The 15,800-nt window shown below is 41.6% G+C and carries 15 protein-coding genes; 2 read left to right on the top strand and 13 right to left on the bottom strand.

The features are described 5' to 3' along the window. Window positions 1-104: 104 nt before the first annotated feature. Window positions 105-677 carry a hypothetical protein gene (locus Ga0466249_RS05755; protein WP_215828489.1) on the top strand — a complete coding sequence of 191 codons (573 nt, stop codon included), beginning with the start codon at window positions 105-107 and terminating at the stop codon, window positions 675-677. 92 nt (window positions 678-769) lie between these two features. On the opposite strand, the gene Ga0466249_RS05750 is transcribed toward Ga0466249_RS05755, so the two are convergent. The 6 genes from Ga0466249_RS05750 to ytaF all read right to left on the bottom strand — a co-directional run bounded on the left by Ga0466249_RS05750 (window position 770) and on the right by ytaF (window position 8,760). After that, complete coding sequence (locus Ga0466249_RS05750) at window positions 770-922, bottom strand: hypothetical protein (protein ID WP_215828488.1); 153 nt, start codon at window positions 920-922, stop codon at window positions 770-772. Window positions 923-1,001: 79 nt separating this feature from the next. Next, window positions 1,002-6,008, bottom strand: a complete 5,007-nt coding sequence (locus Ga0466249_RS05745; RefSeq protein WP_312889719.1) for a heavy metal translocating P-type ATPase — start codon at window positions 6,006-6,008, stop codon at window positions 1,002-1,004. 73 nt (window positions 6,009-6,081) lie between these two features. Beyond that, window positions 6,082-6,315 (bottom strand): hypothetical protein, encoded by a 234-nt coding sequence (locus Ga0466249_RS05740; RefSeq protein WP_246588493.1) that lies wholly within the window; start codon window positions 6,313-6,315, stop codon window positions 6,082-6,084. 16 nt (window positions 6,316-6,331) lie between these two features. Next, the gene (locus tag Ga0466249_RS05735; RefSeq protein ID WP_215828486.1) at window positions 6,332-6,961 is read right to left on the bottom strand and encodes a DUF5132 domain-containing protein; all 630 of its coding nucleotides are present in this window, start codon (window positions 6,959-6,961) and stop codon (window positions 6,332-6,334) included. 127 nt (window positions 6,962-7,088) lie between these two features. Then, window positions 7,089-7,928 (bottom strand): hypothetical protein, encoded by an 840-nt coding sequence (locus tag Ga0466249_RS05730; protein WP_215828485.1) that lies wholly within the window; start codon window positions 7,926-7,928, stop codon window positions 7,089-7,091. Window positions 7,929-8,154: 226 nt separating this feature from the next. Beyond that, on the bottom strand, window positions 8,155-8,760 hold the full coding sequence (gene ytaF / locus Ga0466249_RS05725) for a sporulation membrane protein YtaF (protein ID WP_215828484.1): 606 nt from the start codon (window positions 8,758-8,760) through the stop codon (window positions 8,155-8,157). A 229-nt stretch (window positions 8,761-8,989) separates the two neighbouring features. On the opposite strand from ytaF, the gene Ga0466249_RS05720 reads away from it, so the two are divergent. Beyond that, window positions 8,990-9,301 (top strand): divalent metal cation transporter, encoded by a 312-nt coding sequence (locus Ga0466249_RS05720; protein WP_281422580.1) that lies wholly within the window; start codon window positions 8,990-8,992, stop codon window positions 9,299-9,301. A 510-nt stretch (window positions 9,302-9,811) separates the two neighbouring features. Here the strand turns inward: Ga0466249_RS05720 and Ga0466249_RS05715 are convergent. The 7 genes from Ga0466249_RS05715 to Ga0466249_RS05685 form a co-directional block, all read right to left on the bottom strand. Further along, on the bottom strand, window positions 9,812-10,006 hold the full coding sequence (locus Ga0466249_RS05715; protein WP_215828482.1) for a hypothetical protein: 195 nt from the start codon (window positions 10,004-10,006) through the stop codon (window positions 9,812-9,814). A 216-nt stretch (window positions 10,007-10,222) separates the two neighbouring features. Continuing rightward, window positions 10,223-11,356, bottom strand: a complete 1,134-nt coding sequence (locus Ga0466249_RS05710; protein ID WP_215828481.1) for an NADH:flavin oxidoreductase — start codon at window positions 11,354-11,356, stop codon at window positions 10,223-10,225. Window positions 11,357-11,369: 13 nt separating this feature from the next. Further along, window positions 11,370-11,600 carry a glutaredoxin domain-containing protein gene (locus Ga0466249_RS05705; RefSeq protein ID WP_215828480.1) on the bottom strand — a complete coding sequence of 77 codons (231 nt, stop codon included), beginning with the start codon at window positions 11,598-11,600 and terminating at the stop codon, window positions 11,370-11,372. Continuing rightward, complete coding sequence (locus tag Ga0466249_RS05700) at window positions 11,578-12,540, bottom strand: NAD(P)/FAD-dependent oxidoreductase (protein ID WP_215828479.1); 963 nt, start codon at window positions 12,538-12,540, stop codon at window positions 11,578-11,580. The genes Ga0466249_RS05705 and Ga0466249_RS05700 overlap by 23 nt, the downstream gene beginning before the upstream one ends. A 17-nt stretch (window positions 12,541-12,557) precedes the next feature. Beyond that, on the bottom strand, window positions 12,558-13,103 hold the full coding sequence (locus Ga0466249_RS05695; protein WP_215828478.1) for a glutathione peroxidase: 546 nt from the start codon (window positions 13,101-13,103) through the stop codon (window positions 12,558-12,560). Between the two features lie 108 nt (window positions 13,104-13,211). Continuing rightward, window positions 13,212-14,069 (bottom strand): 2-oxoacid:ferredoxin oxidoreductase subunit beta, encoded by an 858-nt coding sequence (locus Ga0466249_RS05690; protein WP_215828477.1) that lies wholly within the window; start codon window positions 14,067-14,069, stop codon window positions 13,212-13,214. Further along, a complete protein-coding gene (locus Ga0466249_RS05685) occupies window positions 14,066-15,733 on the bottom strand; it encodes a 2-oxoacid:acceptor oxidoreductase subunit alpha (protein ID WP_215828476.1) in 1,668 nt (555 codons plus the stop codon). Before Ga0466249_RS05685 ends, Ga0466249_RS05690 begins: the two co-directional genes overlap by 4 nt. Between the last annotated feature and the right edge of the window lie 67 nt (window positions 15,734-15,800).

The raw sequence follows: 15,800 nt of genomic DNA, 5'->3' as shown, positions 1-15,800 counted from the left end.
GCAGGATTTCTCACCATTTTTACAAGATAAATTTCATTAACTTTCCATGCATATCCATGATATTTACTGGGAATCACTAAAAAGCATGAAAGGAGGAATTAAATATGAATATTATGCGTTTAGGGTCGCGAATCTTTGAAAGCAGTCCACCCGTTGCTCTTGTTGCAACAGGTGCTGCAATTGCCATTGCTTTTCCGCCATTTAGGCGAGGTCTTCGCACTGCCGCCGTCCTAACCACCAGAGGTGCATTGGCACTTACCGATGGTGTAAAACAGTTAGGAAACCAAATAAAAGATAGTACTGCAGATATTGTTGCTGAAGCCAGAAATTTTGACAATACGCCACAGGAAACATTCTCAGAAACAATCGACTGTGTAAAGGATACAGCAAAAAAGCACGGCCGTCGTGTAGCTGTAGCAACTGCCGCTGGTGCCTTAACCTTGTCAGATAAAGTAAAATCCTTGCGTAAAGACTTCAAAGAAGTTGTTGAAGAAGCTAAGACCGGCCTTGCAGATAACATGAACGAGAACAATGCTGAGATTCATGTAACTGAATCCCAGCCTGATGATGTTCCTGAAGTTTCCGGAGAGTCCTCTCAAGAAATTACGGATACTGACTCGGAAGATGAGGATATACCCCGTCGTCGCCGTATTAGCCGTAAAAAAACAATTGAATAAAGTCAGGACCGCCCGCTAAGCGGGCGGCTATCGCTAGTGCTTCTCTACAGCAAAACAGAGCTTTCACCGTTTAAGGTGAAAGCTCTGTTTTGTTAACCTCCCGACATTTCCTCAACTGACTCTGACCCATGTGCCTTTTTCATACCGCATGTTTTCCCCACACCATAAACAAAGGGAATCCCAATTGCGTGAACAAGTAGCCAAGCACCCCAGCCGATTGCCGGACGAGCCATTAACCAATACATTAAATCACCTCCTTGCTAATTAGTATTGGCAAGGAGGTGAAAACCATTCGGAATCAATGAAATTTAAATTGGCTTTTATTTAATTGCTTAACGCAGTTATTGGCCGCTGAGATAAATTCTTCAGATTGATTTTTCCAACGACCCAAAAATCAAGAACCGAAGTTATTGACGCCACAATAAACGCCAACAGCCATTCCCATGGAGTTAAAGACACAGTACCAAATACCGGCTGTAATAAAGGCCATTGAATAACCCCGACAACCATCCCCATAGATAGAGCAACAGCAGCCAGCAGCCATTTATTACTTAAAAGCTCTGCTTTCCCCATGCCTTTTTCTATACGGCAGTCAAAAAGATGCATGAACTGGCTAATCGCCAGCTGCGCCAGCGTTAAAGTACGTGCAGCCACGATACTGCCGCTAACACGCAGTTTCCAGACATACAACAAAAGACTGCTCACTCCGATAATCAAACCTCTGCTCATTACTTTGCGTCCCAGACCATTTGCAAAAACGCTATCGCTACTTGACTGCGGAGCTTGCTCCATTACATCATCTGGAGGCGGATCATTGACTAGGGCAACTGCCGGAAGCCCGTCACCCACAAGGTTAATCCACAAGAGTTGTATCGGTATCAACGGCAATGGCATTCCTAATATTGCAGCCAAAAACATCAAGACCACTTCTCCAATATTTGTCGCAACCAAATAACGTATTGCTTTACGTATGTTAGCATAGATCGACCGTCCTTCTTCCATCGCTCTCACTATGGTTGCAAAATTGTCATCAGCTAACGTCATACAGGCGGCTTCTTTCGTAACATCCGTTCCAGTCATTCCCATAGCAATACCAATATCGGCCGCCTTAACAGCAGGAGCATCATTCACTCCATCACCTGTCATTGCAACTACTTCGCCTCTGCTTTTAAACGCTTTTATGATACGTAGTTTGTGATGAGGTGATGTTCTGGCAAATATACGAGCTGTTTCCACAGCCGCAATAAGCTCGTCATCCGTCATTTTATCAATTTCCCAGCCAGTTACAATTCTACTGTTGTCATCAAGTAGTCCCAATTCCGTTCCAATGGCTTTAGCTGTGCTCGGATGATCCCCTGTAATCATAACCACTTTTACGCCGGCCCGCCGGCACTTGGCAATGGCTTCCGGAACTTCCGACCGTGGCGGATCAATCATGCCCACAAGCCCACAAAAAATCAAACTTTCTTCCACTGTTATTTCCTCTTGATAATGCGATCCCACATCTATAGGACGATACGCACAAGCCAACACTCTTAATGCCTTTGATGCCATAGCATCATTAGCTTGTTCAACCTTTTTTCGCATTTCATCATCAAGCGGGTAAATCTTTTCCCCATCTGTATAATGGGTACAGAGACTGAGAATCTTATCCGGCGCTCCTTTTGAGTACAACAAAGACTGCTGACTTTTATCCGTACATAAAACGGACATCATGCACCGTTCGGACTCAAATGGATATTCAACTACACGGCAATGAGTTTCTGTTAACTGTTCGATATTAATTCCCGCTTTAGCAGCTAACGCAAGGAGAGCTCCCTCAGTAGGATCGCCATCAATCGTCCAGCCTGCTTTCATACAGGATTTTAATGGTATGACTTGACGCTGGGTCTGTTCCGTTTTCATTAGCTTAGCATTGTTGCACAAGGCGGCAATAGTCACTATCTTCTTTAACAGATTGTTTGGCTTCACAAATTGATTATTATCACTAAACTTTCCTGTTGGATTGTATCCCTCTCCAGTAACTTTCCATTGCCCGCGCAGTGAAAACACCTCACGCACAGTCATTTGATTTTGTGTGAGCGTACCTGTCTTATCTGAACAAATAACAGTAGCGGAACCTAATGTTTCTATGGAAGAAAGTTTGCGAACGATAATATTACGTTTACTCATTCGCTGAACACCCATTGCCAAAGCAATAAGAACAATAGCCGAAAGGCCTTCAGGTATGGCCGCGACAGCCAAAGTAACTCCGGTTTGCAGCATATTGATCATTGTTTCCCCTCGCAGGATTCCTGCGAAAAACACCAGTCCGGAAACTCCTAAGCAGCCATAAACTAAATATCTTCCCAACTCTTCAAGGCGCCGTTGCAGTGGCGTAGGTTCTTCCTTGTGTTCCTCAAGCAAGGATGCAATCTTCCCCATTTCTGTGTTCATTCCTGTGGCAACGACTACAGCCGTAGCCCTCCCTCTGGTAACCGTAGTTCCCATAAACACCATATTTTTTTGATCACCTAATGAAACTTCAGCTCTCTCAATGCTTAAGCACTGTTTTTTAACAGGTATGGTCTCTCCTGTCAATGAGGCTTCTTCGACTTCAAAATGAACAGTAGTTAACAACCGGGCATCCGCAGGCACCCTGTCGCCAGCTTCCAGCACAATCACATCACCGGAAACCAAGGCTGAAGCATTGATTTTTGCTGTTCGGCCTGCACGAATTGCTCTGGCCTGCGGCGCAGCGAGTTCCTGTAGAGCATCTAAAGATCTTCCCGCCTTTCGTTCTTGAACAACGCCAAGAAATGCATTGGCGGAAACAATCCCTACAGTCAAAAGGGCATTTTTGCTTCTGCCCAACGCGAAACTTAGAGCTGCAGCCCCGATCAAAACCTGCACCATAAAATCTTTGAACTGATCCAGTAATTGCCGCCAGAAAGAAGGCTTCTGCCGCGCCGCTAACACATTCTTACCATATATTGAACGCCGCCTGCCCGCTTCCTCTTGACTAATTCCGAATTTATCGGAAGTACTTAAGGCTTCACAAACCGCTTCCGGACTCATCCCATGCCAGGACTTTTTTTCTAATAAGGCTTTTTCCCCTTCACTCTCATGGGTAATTTTAATCAAAGATTTTGCCATCGCAAAGCGCTGCAAATCCATTGTATCTGAAGATACGCTAGTTTGTTTGGAAGTAAAAAGACGCCCCGAATTCAAAACCACGCCAAGTGTGCTTATATTGACAAGCAAGCCTGCCGTCAGCGGCGAAATAAATCGAGCGGCTGCTAATGCAATTCCAATAATATTTAAACCAGCGGCCAAAGCAATGTTCTGGGTGACGACTTCGTTAAGCTTTTTGCCTAAAATCACCGTTTTGGCTATTTTGCGCGGGTCATCATCTCCTATGACAATATCAGCCTTATGAATAATCGGACCGACGCCTATTTTCCCCATGGCAATTCCCACATCACTGGCCGCCAACGCTTGTGAATCATTAATACCGTCGCCAACCATAATTACTTTATATTTTTGCCTTTTTAGATTTTGTATCATCCTTGCTTTTTCATTTGGCAGCAATCCGCCATATTTATATGGAATATCCAGGGTCGCTGCAACGGTTTCAGCAGCCGCCGCTGCATCGCCTGATAACAAGGCAATATTTTCAATCCCTACACAGCGTAAGGCGGCCACGCTTTCAAAGCTCTCTGCTTTAATTTTGTCCTTTACGGCAATCAATCCACAAATTTTTTTGTTGACGGCAATATAAAGAACGGTATTGCCATTGAGTTCCATTCTGGCCACTTGAGCCCTCACCCTGCTGAGTAGAATTCTCTCTCGCATCATGAGAAGCTGATTACCGATGATAACTTCTTTTTCTGCATCGATTTGTGCGCGAACTCCCATACGAGGAACCAATTGGCTGACAGCCGCTGGTAATTGAAGACCTCTTCGCCGCGCTTCCAGCACGAGTACCTTGCTATACGGGTAGCATACTCTTTGCCCTGCCGCCGCAGCGAAGGTCAAAACCTCATTTTCGCTCAGCGTGCTGCAAGCAGCAATATCGACGACATGGGGTACTGCTTCAGTAAGCGTCCCGGTTTTATCCAAAATCACCGTATCTGCTTCGCCGGCAGTTTCTAAGGCCCGCGGCTCTTTCACATATATCTTTTGCGTCGTTGCTTGAGCAATAGCCGCACCTGTCGCCGAACTTCTCGCTAAGGAGATAGCGGCCGGTGATCCTGCAAGCAGTACAGCGATACTTCGGGCAACATCCCGGGTAAATAGGAAGATAAGACCTGCGGCCGTCAAACTCCACCACATGACTTTATTCACATAACGATCACTGATATGCCAATTTTCTTCATATTTGCAGATATCATATTGCTGCGGCATTAAAGAGACACTACTCACCTTGAGCACACGGATTTGCAGTGAACCTGTTTCTATGAATGAACCGGCGCTCACCGTATCGCCTTCCGAAACCCAATAAGGTAGGCAGTTACCGGTTACAGCGGCACAATTGATTCCTGCTTGTCCTGCGATGACTTGGCCTTGAACAGGTACCCTTTCTCCGGAATGAAGAGCAAGAATATCCCCGATTTTGATATCATGCGCCTGTATTTCTTGTCTACAGTCATTTTCCAATTTCAATAATTTCCGTTGCTTCTGTTGGATAATTTTATTGATGTGAGCATGGGATTTAGACTGCGCCACAAATTGGAAAAGATTTGTCAAATGGACAAGCCACAAAATGGACAAACCTGTCAAACTTTCCCTCATGGCCAGCAATACTAACGAAGCCATAAATATAATCAAATCATGATTGATACGCCTATGCCGTATTAACCCCCGTAAACCACTGCGAAATAACGGATAACCTGAAACAATCGTAGTAAGTGCCGCCAAGTTAAAAACATGCTGTGATGCTGCCAGTGGTGATCTTCCAACCGTTATCCGTTTGGCTGTAATAGCTGCTAAGACACCGCCAGTGGTAAGTACATACAACCAAGGATTGGATTTTACCTGTACAACCGGTGCGGCAACAACTGTTGCCGCCGCTTGATTTACAAACACTTCTCTGGCATAAAATTCTTTGATCTTCCGGTAAGAATTGACAACGGCATTTATTTCCGACTTTATCTGAAGAAAATCGATAATTTTATAATTAAAAAGTACCAATAAACGCCCAGTAAGCGAATTAGCTGTAGCTTCACGGATACCTTTTACGGCACTAAGATGATCTTTTAATCGATCTGCCAGCATAGAATTTCTGCGCAGGCCATCCACTTCAATCCGTAAACGGCCAGGTATTAGCCTAAACTTTCCCGTAGTATCCACTACTCCCAATCTTATCCCCCTTTATCCCGCTTATTTTCCATTCTAAAAGGCACTTGCTATTTTTTTACTATATTTAGAATAGCTTCAAGCGTGTCCATGAAATACCGGAAAGCAGATTGTCTTTGGCCTCCTTGCTACGCTGCTTAACATAACCAAAAAAATCCTTTAAAAACGTTTCCCAGATTTTAGTTACTTCTTCTTTTGAATCAGACGACTGGGCTCGTAATTCAATGCTTAAATCTACAGCCTCCCTTAATCCTTGAGTAATTCCAGAAATTTTCTCCCCCAATACCCTTACTTCTGCCATGATTATTCCTCCTGTATTATGTAGTAGGCCCATTTGGGTCTGTCACCGTTTCTTCAAGGATTCCACTGTCAATAGAATCCTTGAATTTTTCAAACTGGGCCTCACTAACTATATCCTCCAAATCTTCACGAACACCACTGAACAACCCCTGGGCCTGTTCAGATAATCCCATGACACCCTGTACAGTCTTAACAACAAGCGGCCTAAGTTTTTCTCTCACGCTAGGCAGTAAAAAAGCTCCCAGCGCAGCTGTTCCAAGCCAAAATGTTGCATCTTGTCCGGTTCTCATTTTAAGCTGATGACCCATTCTCCGGCGCGCCCGAGTAAATCCACCCATATCCGGACTTTGTTCAACAAGATCGGCAAGTTCCGTCAGATTCAATAATTCCCTGCGTTCCTGCTTAATCATATTTTGAAGAACTGTTCGGGCATACGGATCGGTTACTGTTGTTAATTTGCGCTCATATGTCCGAACGGCCCCCAACTTAGCCTCAAAAATTTGATCTAATCCTTCAGAGGATTCTTGATTCGTCGTTTCCGAGAGCCGTTGCCGCATACGTTGACCACGGCTGCGTCGCTCACTACGGGTACGCAAACTGCTTCCCGGTTCTCCTTTTCGTGTTGCTTTCGATTCAAAAGTTGGCATAGTGATCTTTCCCTTCCTAGCTGGATACTCATGTTTAACGATGCATAAAAATAATTTACCCAAATTCGACCATGCTATGCAGGATCACCCATCATTTTTACAACAATAAAAAAAGCAGTATGATATATCATACCGCTTCACTAACCTTGTACATATAATCTTGTTCCCGGCGCTTGATCCATTTCTTTTTGGTACGCTTTTGCCTGCTCATGAGCAATAATTTCAAATCCTGTTTATTATATTCATCATAAAACTGATAAAAGGTTTGCACCAGTTTTTCATGAAATTGTTTTCTCACTTGAATTTTTATATGATTAATGATTCCACTAATACAGGAAATCATCTGCTGAACCAGCCGCTTTTTCTGTTCTTCGGGATGACAATCAAACGCTCCCATTAAAATTGATCCAAATTCAATTTTATCTGTCACTTGTTTTACCAACCATGGCAGATCCATCTGAGACAAACTTTCCTGACAAATTTTATTTACCCCTTGCCCCATTGCTCTAGTTACCCGTAAAGAATTTATATATTCCTGCAATACTTGATTGATATAAACCGGAGGAAGAAGCTTTTTAGTATGAATCTTAAAATCTTCCTGGCTTAAAATAGAAGTATCAAAATAATCTTCCATTTCCGTAAACACCCATTCGTTTACAGACTTTGATAAACCCTCTATATTCATATTCGAAATGATCGAATTGATTAAGCCCTTATAATCGCATTTGCCGGAAAGCAGAAGTGACGCGTACTCCAGCGAAGTAAAACTACATTTGCTGACATGTACCTCCACAAGATGGCTAATTTCCATTTTGCAAACTTCTATATGGGCAGCAAGCCGCTCTTCCTGAACAACTTTTCGCCTTTCAGCAATAAATTCGGATAAATTCATAAGTGAAACTTTCGCCTGAATCATTCTCCTACCCAGCAAAAATGGGCGGATATATTGTTCTGCCAAAGCCGCCATAACATTTATCTCCTGTAAATTAGTGTCTTTGCTCCGCTTTTATTATATGTCAATCCTTCGAATCAAAAGTTAAGCACATGTAAAAGCTATGTTAAATTTTAACCCGCTGTAAACCATGCCTTTATAAACTGGCTACTTTGACCACTAAGATAAAGCCAACTTAAAGAAAATTCCCTACCTCAAACTAAGTTGAAATAGGGAATTTCGCATTCAAAATTTGTTTTTGTCAAGCTAAATATTCGTATACTCCGATCATTACTAATAACGCTCCGCTTACTAACCCCGCTTTATCATCAAACCAACGAGAAGTATATTGGTTTCCACAGAAAAATCCGAGCCATAAGGTTACTATGCTTAAAACAAATACCAATGCTGTCGTAGCAACCGGATTCATGCCGGCCATTCCACCACCAATACCAGCTGAAAGATTATTCATGGTTAAAGCCACCCCAAGGGTCATGCCCTCATAATTGCTGATGTCTCCAGATTTATCAAAATCAGCGCGACTGGGATCTTTAATAATTGCCGTGAGTAGATTGGGTTGATTAACTAGTACATCTTCCCTATCCGCTTGTTTTCCAAGCCAAATTACCCAAAAGCCTGCAGCGATAATGATCAATGCTCCAATTGTGTTTGCAATTTTCAAAGATAAAAAAGAAGATATGTACTCTCCAAAAGCGATTGAAACAAACGTACCAATACTTGTAATGAGAGCCACAATAAGATTAGCACTTGAGGATAAAGTAATTTTCCGTGTACCATAAGATACGCCTACTCCCAAATTGTCAAGATTCGATGATACAGCCATGAGTAACATTGGAATAAAATTCATCCTATTGCCTCCTTTTGAAATCTAACATTAATAATCTATGTTGGCGATATCAATAAAAGCAATGGATATTTATGGAATTTCAATGGCTGTATAGAACTATTTATGCTTGACTACTAAATCTTCAGTCTCAGTCTTTCACCAATTCCATTACGGTGTCATATTCTATACAGTAACACTGCATAAAACAGACTACATCTTAAATGGGGTGATTGTATAATTTGCCTATAATTTGCTATGGGTCATACTTTGGAGGGGCTTTGATATCCGAGCCAGCATTCGTCGTCTCGTAACAATGCTGCCTGCTTTAGGAATCTTAATGTCAGGTATGAACCCACTAGAGGCATTGGTTTATAGCCAAGTTGTTTTAAGTTTCGCTCTACCATCAGCGATTATTCCGCTGATGATTATCACAAATAAGAGAAATATTATGGGTTTCTTCAAAAATAGTCGCCTTACAAATTTCCTAGGCTGGAGCATCGTGAGCATAATCATCGCTTTGAACGCCGTTTTATTGTATCTGACCTTTACTGGTCAAGCGTAATTCGAAACAAGCTGAATGTTGTAAGTTCCACAAGGTTTATAGTAGGTGGCAGCCTATCTACAAACCTTGCGGAATTTTTTGGGGAAAATTATAAAAAGACCTTTATTCCCAGCTAAAATGTTGGAAATAAAGGTCTCGCTATAGCAGAATTGCTGCCAGTAGAACCGGGCTTTCGCCAGTATGTCGATTCTACTCCCGGGTAAAACCCGTTAGCTACTCCCCTTTAAGGGTTATGAAGATTTTACACAATATGATATGCCTACTTACTGTAATATGTTCCTATTTCATATAAATTTTTCAAAAATAGCGATAATCATTACCAGCATCTAGGCTACTTTATTCTATTCGGTTGTTATCAAAAATTCCACTATCGGAGGGAAAAAATATGCAATCCACAAAGTCCTTAGCCACGCAACTTTGTTAACGGCACTACATTTTGCCGCGAAATTGAATTGGTGGTTATACTGTGCTACACTATTCCAGGTACTCTGAATATTATCCAAAGCATTTTCATAACTTTCCTAATCCGGTCTTACCCTTCCCATTATGTAGCAATTCAATTACCTGCTCTTCTGTTTCACATGCGTCGTAATCTCCGCAATATGTTTTTCCATTATGATAATGAATTCCATTATTTACATTATGCAACAAATAGCCACTAAGGGCCTCTATACCTAACGTACCATATCGTAACACATACCACACACAAACCCACATGGAGCAATACTATTAGCAATTTTCTCAGCTGTTTTTCCCATAAAAAATTGTTCTTCCGGAAATATACCGCCTTCTAATATTATGTTAAAACACCCACTCCATTATTGCAGAAGTGAGTGTCTTGTTTAATATTTAACTTTTCTCTCCAAATATTCAGCAAGAATGACTAATAGCAGCTTTGCAAAAAAAGCAGTTCGCATAATACTAAGACAATGTTTTTTCTGCTCCGAGTTCAAAGGGAATTAGTTCATCTGCTCTATTTTGATGTATTTTAGTTGCCCAAGCTGGATCTGCGAGTAAAGCCCTCCCCACTGCCACTAAATCAAATTCTTTATTCTGCAATCTTTCGATGAGAGGTATGAGACTCGCAGTCTTTGCACCCTTTCCCTCAGTGAAAAAGTCGATAAAATTGTTATCGAGGCCAACGGAACCAACGGTAATCGTCGGTTTTCCTGTTAATTTCTTGGTCCACCCCGCCAAATTTAGCAATGCTCCTTCAAACTCGGGCTCCCAATAACGGCGAGTTGAGCAATGAAAAATGTCCACTCCGGCTGCGACTAATGGTTTTAAAAATGCGGAAAGCTGATCTGGCGTCTTGGCCAGTTTCGTTGTATAATTTCCCATTTTCCATTGAGAATAGCGAAATACGATAGGAAAATCCGGGCCTACGACTTGGCGACAAGCCTTTATGATTTCAGAAGCAAACCGCGTGCGAGCGATCAGATCTCCACCATACTTGTCCTGACGTTGATTTGTCTTTTCCCAAAAGAATTGGTCGATTAAGTATCCATGCGCACCATGAAGCTCAATTCCATCAAATCCTAAACGTTTAGCATCACTTGCCGCCTGTCCAAAAGCCTTGATGATCTGATCAATTTCTGCTAGGGTCATTGCTTCGGTTACTTTTTCCCCTGTAGCTACATCAATCCCTGATGGACCAATTGGCAAAATAGCTGGATTGGGATTCTCACCATTGATTTGACGGGCCATGCCAACATGCCATAATTGTGGAATAATTTTACCTCCGGCCTTATGAACTGACTCCACAACACGCGACCAGCCATTAAGCGCTGCTTCACCATGAAAATTAGGTCGGCCTAAACCTTCGGCTGCCGCAGGATGATTAATTAATGTTCCTTCGGTAATAATCAGGCCGACTTCATTTTCTGCCCGTCGCCTATAATATCCTGCCACATCTGCGCCCGGTATCCCATTCGGGGAAAAGCCCCTTGTCATCGGGGCCATAACAATACGATTCGCTAGTGTTAAATTTCCAATCGATACCGGTTGATATAAAACCTCTAGATCATTATTTGTTAATTTTTCATTGCTTTTCATAGCAATCTCTCCTTTATGAAACCAATCGTAAATATTCGTCAATTTTACTTCTGTCAAAACCAATGACAACCTTACCACCAATATCTAATACTGGTACACTCTGCTGACCAGAAATAGTCATTAGTTCTTTTAAACCATCTACATCTTCTACATTCACTTCTATATAATTAACGCCCTTTTGTGCTAAATAACTTTTCGTTTTCTCACACCAAGAACAGCCATTAATTGTATACACTTTTACCATATAACTTCCCCCTACGCAGATTATTAATATATTGTTCCGCCATTATGGCCGCTACTGTACCATCACTAACAGCTGTAGTCAATTGGCGAACAGACTTGGTTCTTACATCGCCAGCGACAAACACCCCAGGAATATTGGTCTCGCATGACTCACCAGCAATTATATTACCATAACTGTCCAGTTTTAGATCCCTCACGTACATTTCAGTCCGTGGTGAAGACCCGATATATACGAAGGCCCCGTCCACTGTTATTTTTCTCCTACTACTGTCTGCCATCTCCAGAACGAGGGCGTGCAATATTTTATCACCTACAGCACCAACAACTTTAGTACTCCAGATCACTTCTATTTTAGGATTGTTAAATAAAGCGTCCTGATCTTTCTTATCGGCCCGGAATGAGTTAGAGCGATGAATGATAGTTACCTTCGTCGCAAATTTAGTCAAAGCAATCGCTGCTCCTACCGCCGCGCCACCTCCACCGATCACAGCAATCTCTTTGCCTTCATACAAATGTCCATCACACAATTCGCAATAATGAATACCGTTGCCATGAAACTGTTTTTCTTCTGGTATGGGCAGTTTTTTCCTTCTCATCCCCGCAGCAATAATCAGGGCTTGCGGACGATAGATAAACCTAGCCGTTTCAATAATTTTTTCATCATCTGTCAAATTTAATGAAAGGATACTATCAAATTCATCTAATTCGACTCCTGCAGAAATACTTTGTTCCCGCATATGATCAGCTAATTCTACACCACTGATACGATTGAATCCTGGAAAATTTTCAATAAAACGTGCATCTCTAATTTGCCCCCCCACCAATTCATCTTCTAAAATGAGCGTGTCTAACTTAGACCTTGCCGCATAAATACCAGCTGTCAAACCAGCAGGTCCAGCACCAATAACTAAAACTTCCGGTTCTTTTATCTGTTTATCCATTATTGATCACCCATCTGCTATAAAAGCTTTTTAATTTCATCCACCATATCTAGAGGCTGAATATATGGCTCAAAACGTTTTACCACATGACCGCTACGATCAACTAAAAACTTAGTAAAATTCCATTTTATACTATTTCCATTGAGATACTGAGGAAATTTTTCTTTTAGGAAAGTCTGCAGCGCATTACCTTTTGGATTATTTAAATCCCAGCCTTGAAAAGGAGCGGCTTCACTCAAATAAGAGAATAAGGGATGGGCCTTAGCACCACGAACGTCTGTTTTTGCAAATATCGGAAAAGTAACTCCGAAATTAACTTGACAAAAATTTTGTATTTCGTGATTCTCTGCTGGTTCCTGTTCCGCAAACTGGTTGCAGGGAAATCCCAGAATTTCTAAACCTTGGTTTGCATATTCACGGTTGAGCTTCTCCAAATCAGCATATTGAGGTGTAAAACCACATTTGCTCGCGGTATTAACTATGATGAGCACTTTACCTTCATATTCCTTCAACAAAACTTCCTGTCCATTGCCTCTCATAGCTGTAAAATCATATACATTCACCTAACTTCCTCCTTTTAAATGACCATTCGTTTAAAAAAATACAAATACATAAATTTTTCACTATGGCTTTCTCTTAGATAGTCACGACGCCCCATATTAAATAATGTACTATACAAATTCTCGAATATATTTTTCGATTAATGACACATCCTGATGTTGATCTAATAGAGGAACTCCGGATGACAATACGCTGTTTTTTTCATGAAACGTGCGTTTTTCCGCCTGATAAATGACTCCCATCGGAATTTGATTACCAAATTCCAGCGCTTTTTTGATTGCTTCCACTTTATCATAGGGATTGTAATCAGATTTCAATTTGTATATTCGCTTTTGGTAATAGGAAAACGTATTGATCTTATTAAAACTGATACACGGCTGCAAAATATCCACAAGCGAATAGCCCTTATACAAAATTGCTTGTTTCATAATCGAAACAAGTTGCTCTGGCTCGCCACTAAATGCTCTTGCAACAAAACCAGCTCCAGCTGCAATTGCCATCAAAATTGGATTTAATGGCGTATTCATACTACCTTCAGTCTGCACACCAGTAACATGTCCTTCTGCAGAAGTAGGGGATGCCTGTCCTTTAGTCAATGCATAAATTTGATTATCATGCACAAAATGAGTGATATCTACATTTCTCCTTATATTGTGAATAAAATGATTGCCACCCTCACCATAAGAATCACCTTCACCACTATTAACGATGACTGTCAAATTTTGATTGGCAATTTTTGCAGCGATTGCGACAGGCAATGCTCTGCCATGGAGTCCACAAAAACTATTGGCGCTAAGATATTGAGGAGTCTTCGCCGCTTGTCCAATACCAGCTACCAACAATACTTCATGAGGATCTTTGCCGAGCTCTTCTAATGATTGTTTCAAACACTTTAAAATGCTAAAGTTACCACAGCCCGGACACCAAGCCGTTTCAGAGGTACAAAATTCTTTAGAACTCACACTCATTTTCCCGCCTCCTTCAACACCTGTTCAGCGATTTGTTCTCCAGATATTTGGCGACCATCATATTTCAGTATGCTTGATGTACACACAATCCCCGTCTTTTCTCTTATTAATTGAGCGAATTGTCCAGTCGCATTCTGCTCTACATTAATAATACGTTTCGCCTTTTTTATCTTTTCGGTCAAGTATTTTACAGGTAATGGATATACATCGCCGAAAACCAACGCTCCGAAACGTTTGGAAGATTGACGATTCAATATTGTAACTGCTTCCTTGATGGGCCCATAAGTAGATCCCCAGCCTAAGAACAAAGTTTCACACGAATCATTTCCTATAAATTCGGGCTCTTGCAATTCTAATTCCAATTTTTTCAATTTTAAAAGTCGCTTGTCCATCATCTGAACACGTATTTCGGCAGATTCAGTAATCCACCCTCGCTCATCGTGTTCATCACTATCCGCAGAAGCAAATCCCTTAGTCGTGCCGGGAAGAAGACGTGGAGAAATACCATTGGTGGTAAAACGATATCTTAAGTATTCGCCATCATATTGCTCCTCGCTGGCACAGTATCTCTTAATCTTATTGATGTCAAATGGCTCTACAGTAGCAGAAGAATCAGCAAGATACTGATCACTGAGAATAATAACGGGAATCTGATATTTTTCCGCCATATTAAATGCTCTTATTGTCTGATAAAAAGCGTCGGCATGATTTTTCAAGGCAATCACCATTCTGGGAAATTCACCATGTGACGCCGATATGACAAAATTCAAATCACTTTGTTCCGTTCTTGTAGGTAATCCAGTTACCGGACCGGGACGTTGAATATCGGCAACAACGAGAGGTATTTCAGCCATACCGGACAATCCCAGTGCTTCGACCATCAGGCAAAAACCACCGCCTGATGTCCCGGTCATTGCTCTAGCACCTACAAAAGAAGCCCCAATTGCCATATTGATGGCGGCAATCTCATCTTCGGCCTGTTCAACAACTATTCCGGCCTCCGTCATTTTTCCAGCTAAATATTCCATAATAGAAGTAGAAGGCGACATCGGATAAGCTGAATAAAACTTCAGTCCTGCCGTTATTGCCCCTAACGAAAGGGCCTGATTACCTGTCAGAAGCATCCAATCGCCATATACTCCGTCTTTATGGGGGTATTGCTGTTCAACACTATCATATCCGATTTCAACAGCCTTCAAGTTTATATCAAGATATTCTGGTTTCACAACTTTTGCAAATACATTTCTAATATGATCTAGTGTTTCTCCAAAGAGTTTTAGAATTGCGCCGATCGAAATACTACCAGCCACTTTGGGATTACCAAGCTTTTTCGCTATGTCATTCATGCCAATTTTAACAACATTATTAGCTTCTACCGACAAAGAAGGGTCACAAAGAATAAATCCATTGGAATTCAGTTTTGATCTGTGCAATTCGACTGTTTCTTGATTAAAAGCTACAATCCCATCCAATATATAACTATGTGAAGCAACTTCTTCAGCCCCAAAGCGAATCAAGGTAAAATTATGTCCGCCACGAACACGGGACATTAAATCCTTTGTTGAAAACACATGATATCCGGACTGTTTTAAGAGTTTTTCCAAAATCGCACATGTTGTATCTACTCCCTGCCCTGCTGCTCCACCAATCAAAATGTTGTACATGTCATCCCACCTTTTAATTAATTATTAACAATTAATTAAGTCATAACCAAATGAGTTTCAATTGAGT

Origin of the sequence: Pelorhabdus rhamnosifermentans, assembly GCF_018835585.1 — a bacterium.
Taxonomy (GTDB): domain Bacteria; phylum Bacillota; class Negativicutes; order UMGS1260; family UMGS1260; genus Pelorhabdus; species Pelorhabdus rhamnosifermentans.
The sequence above is the reverse complement of the archived record's forward strand: the minus strand, read 5'-3'. Positions and strand labels throughout refer to the sequence as shown.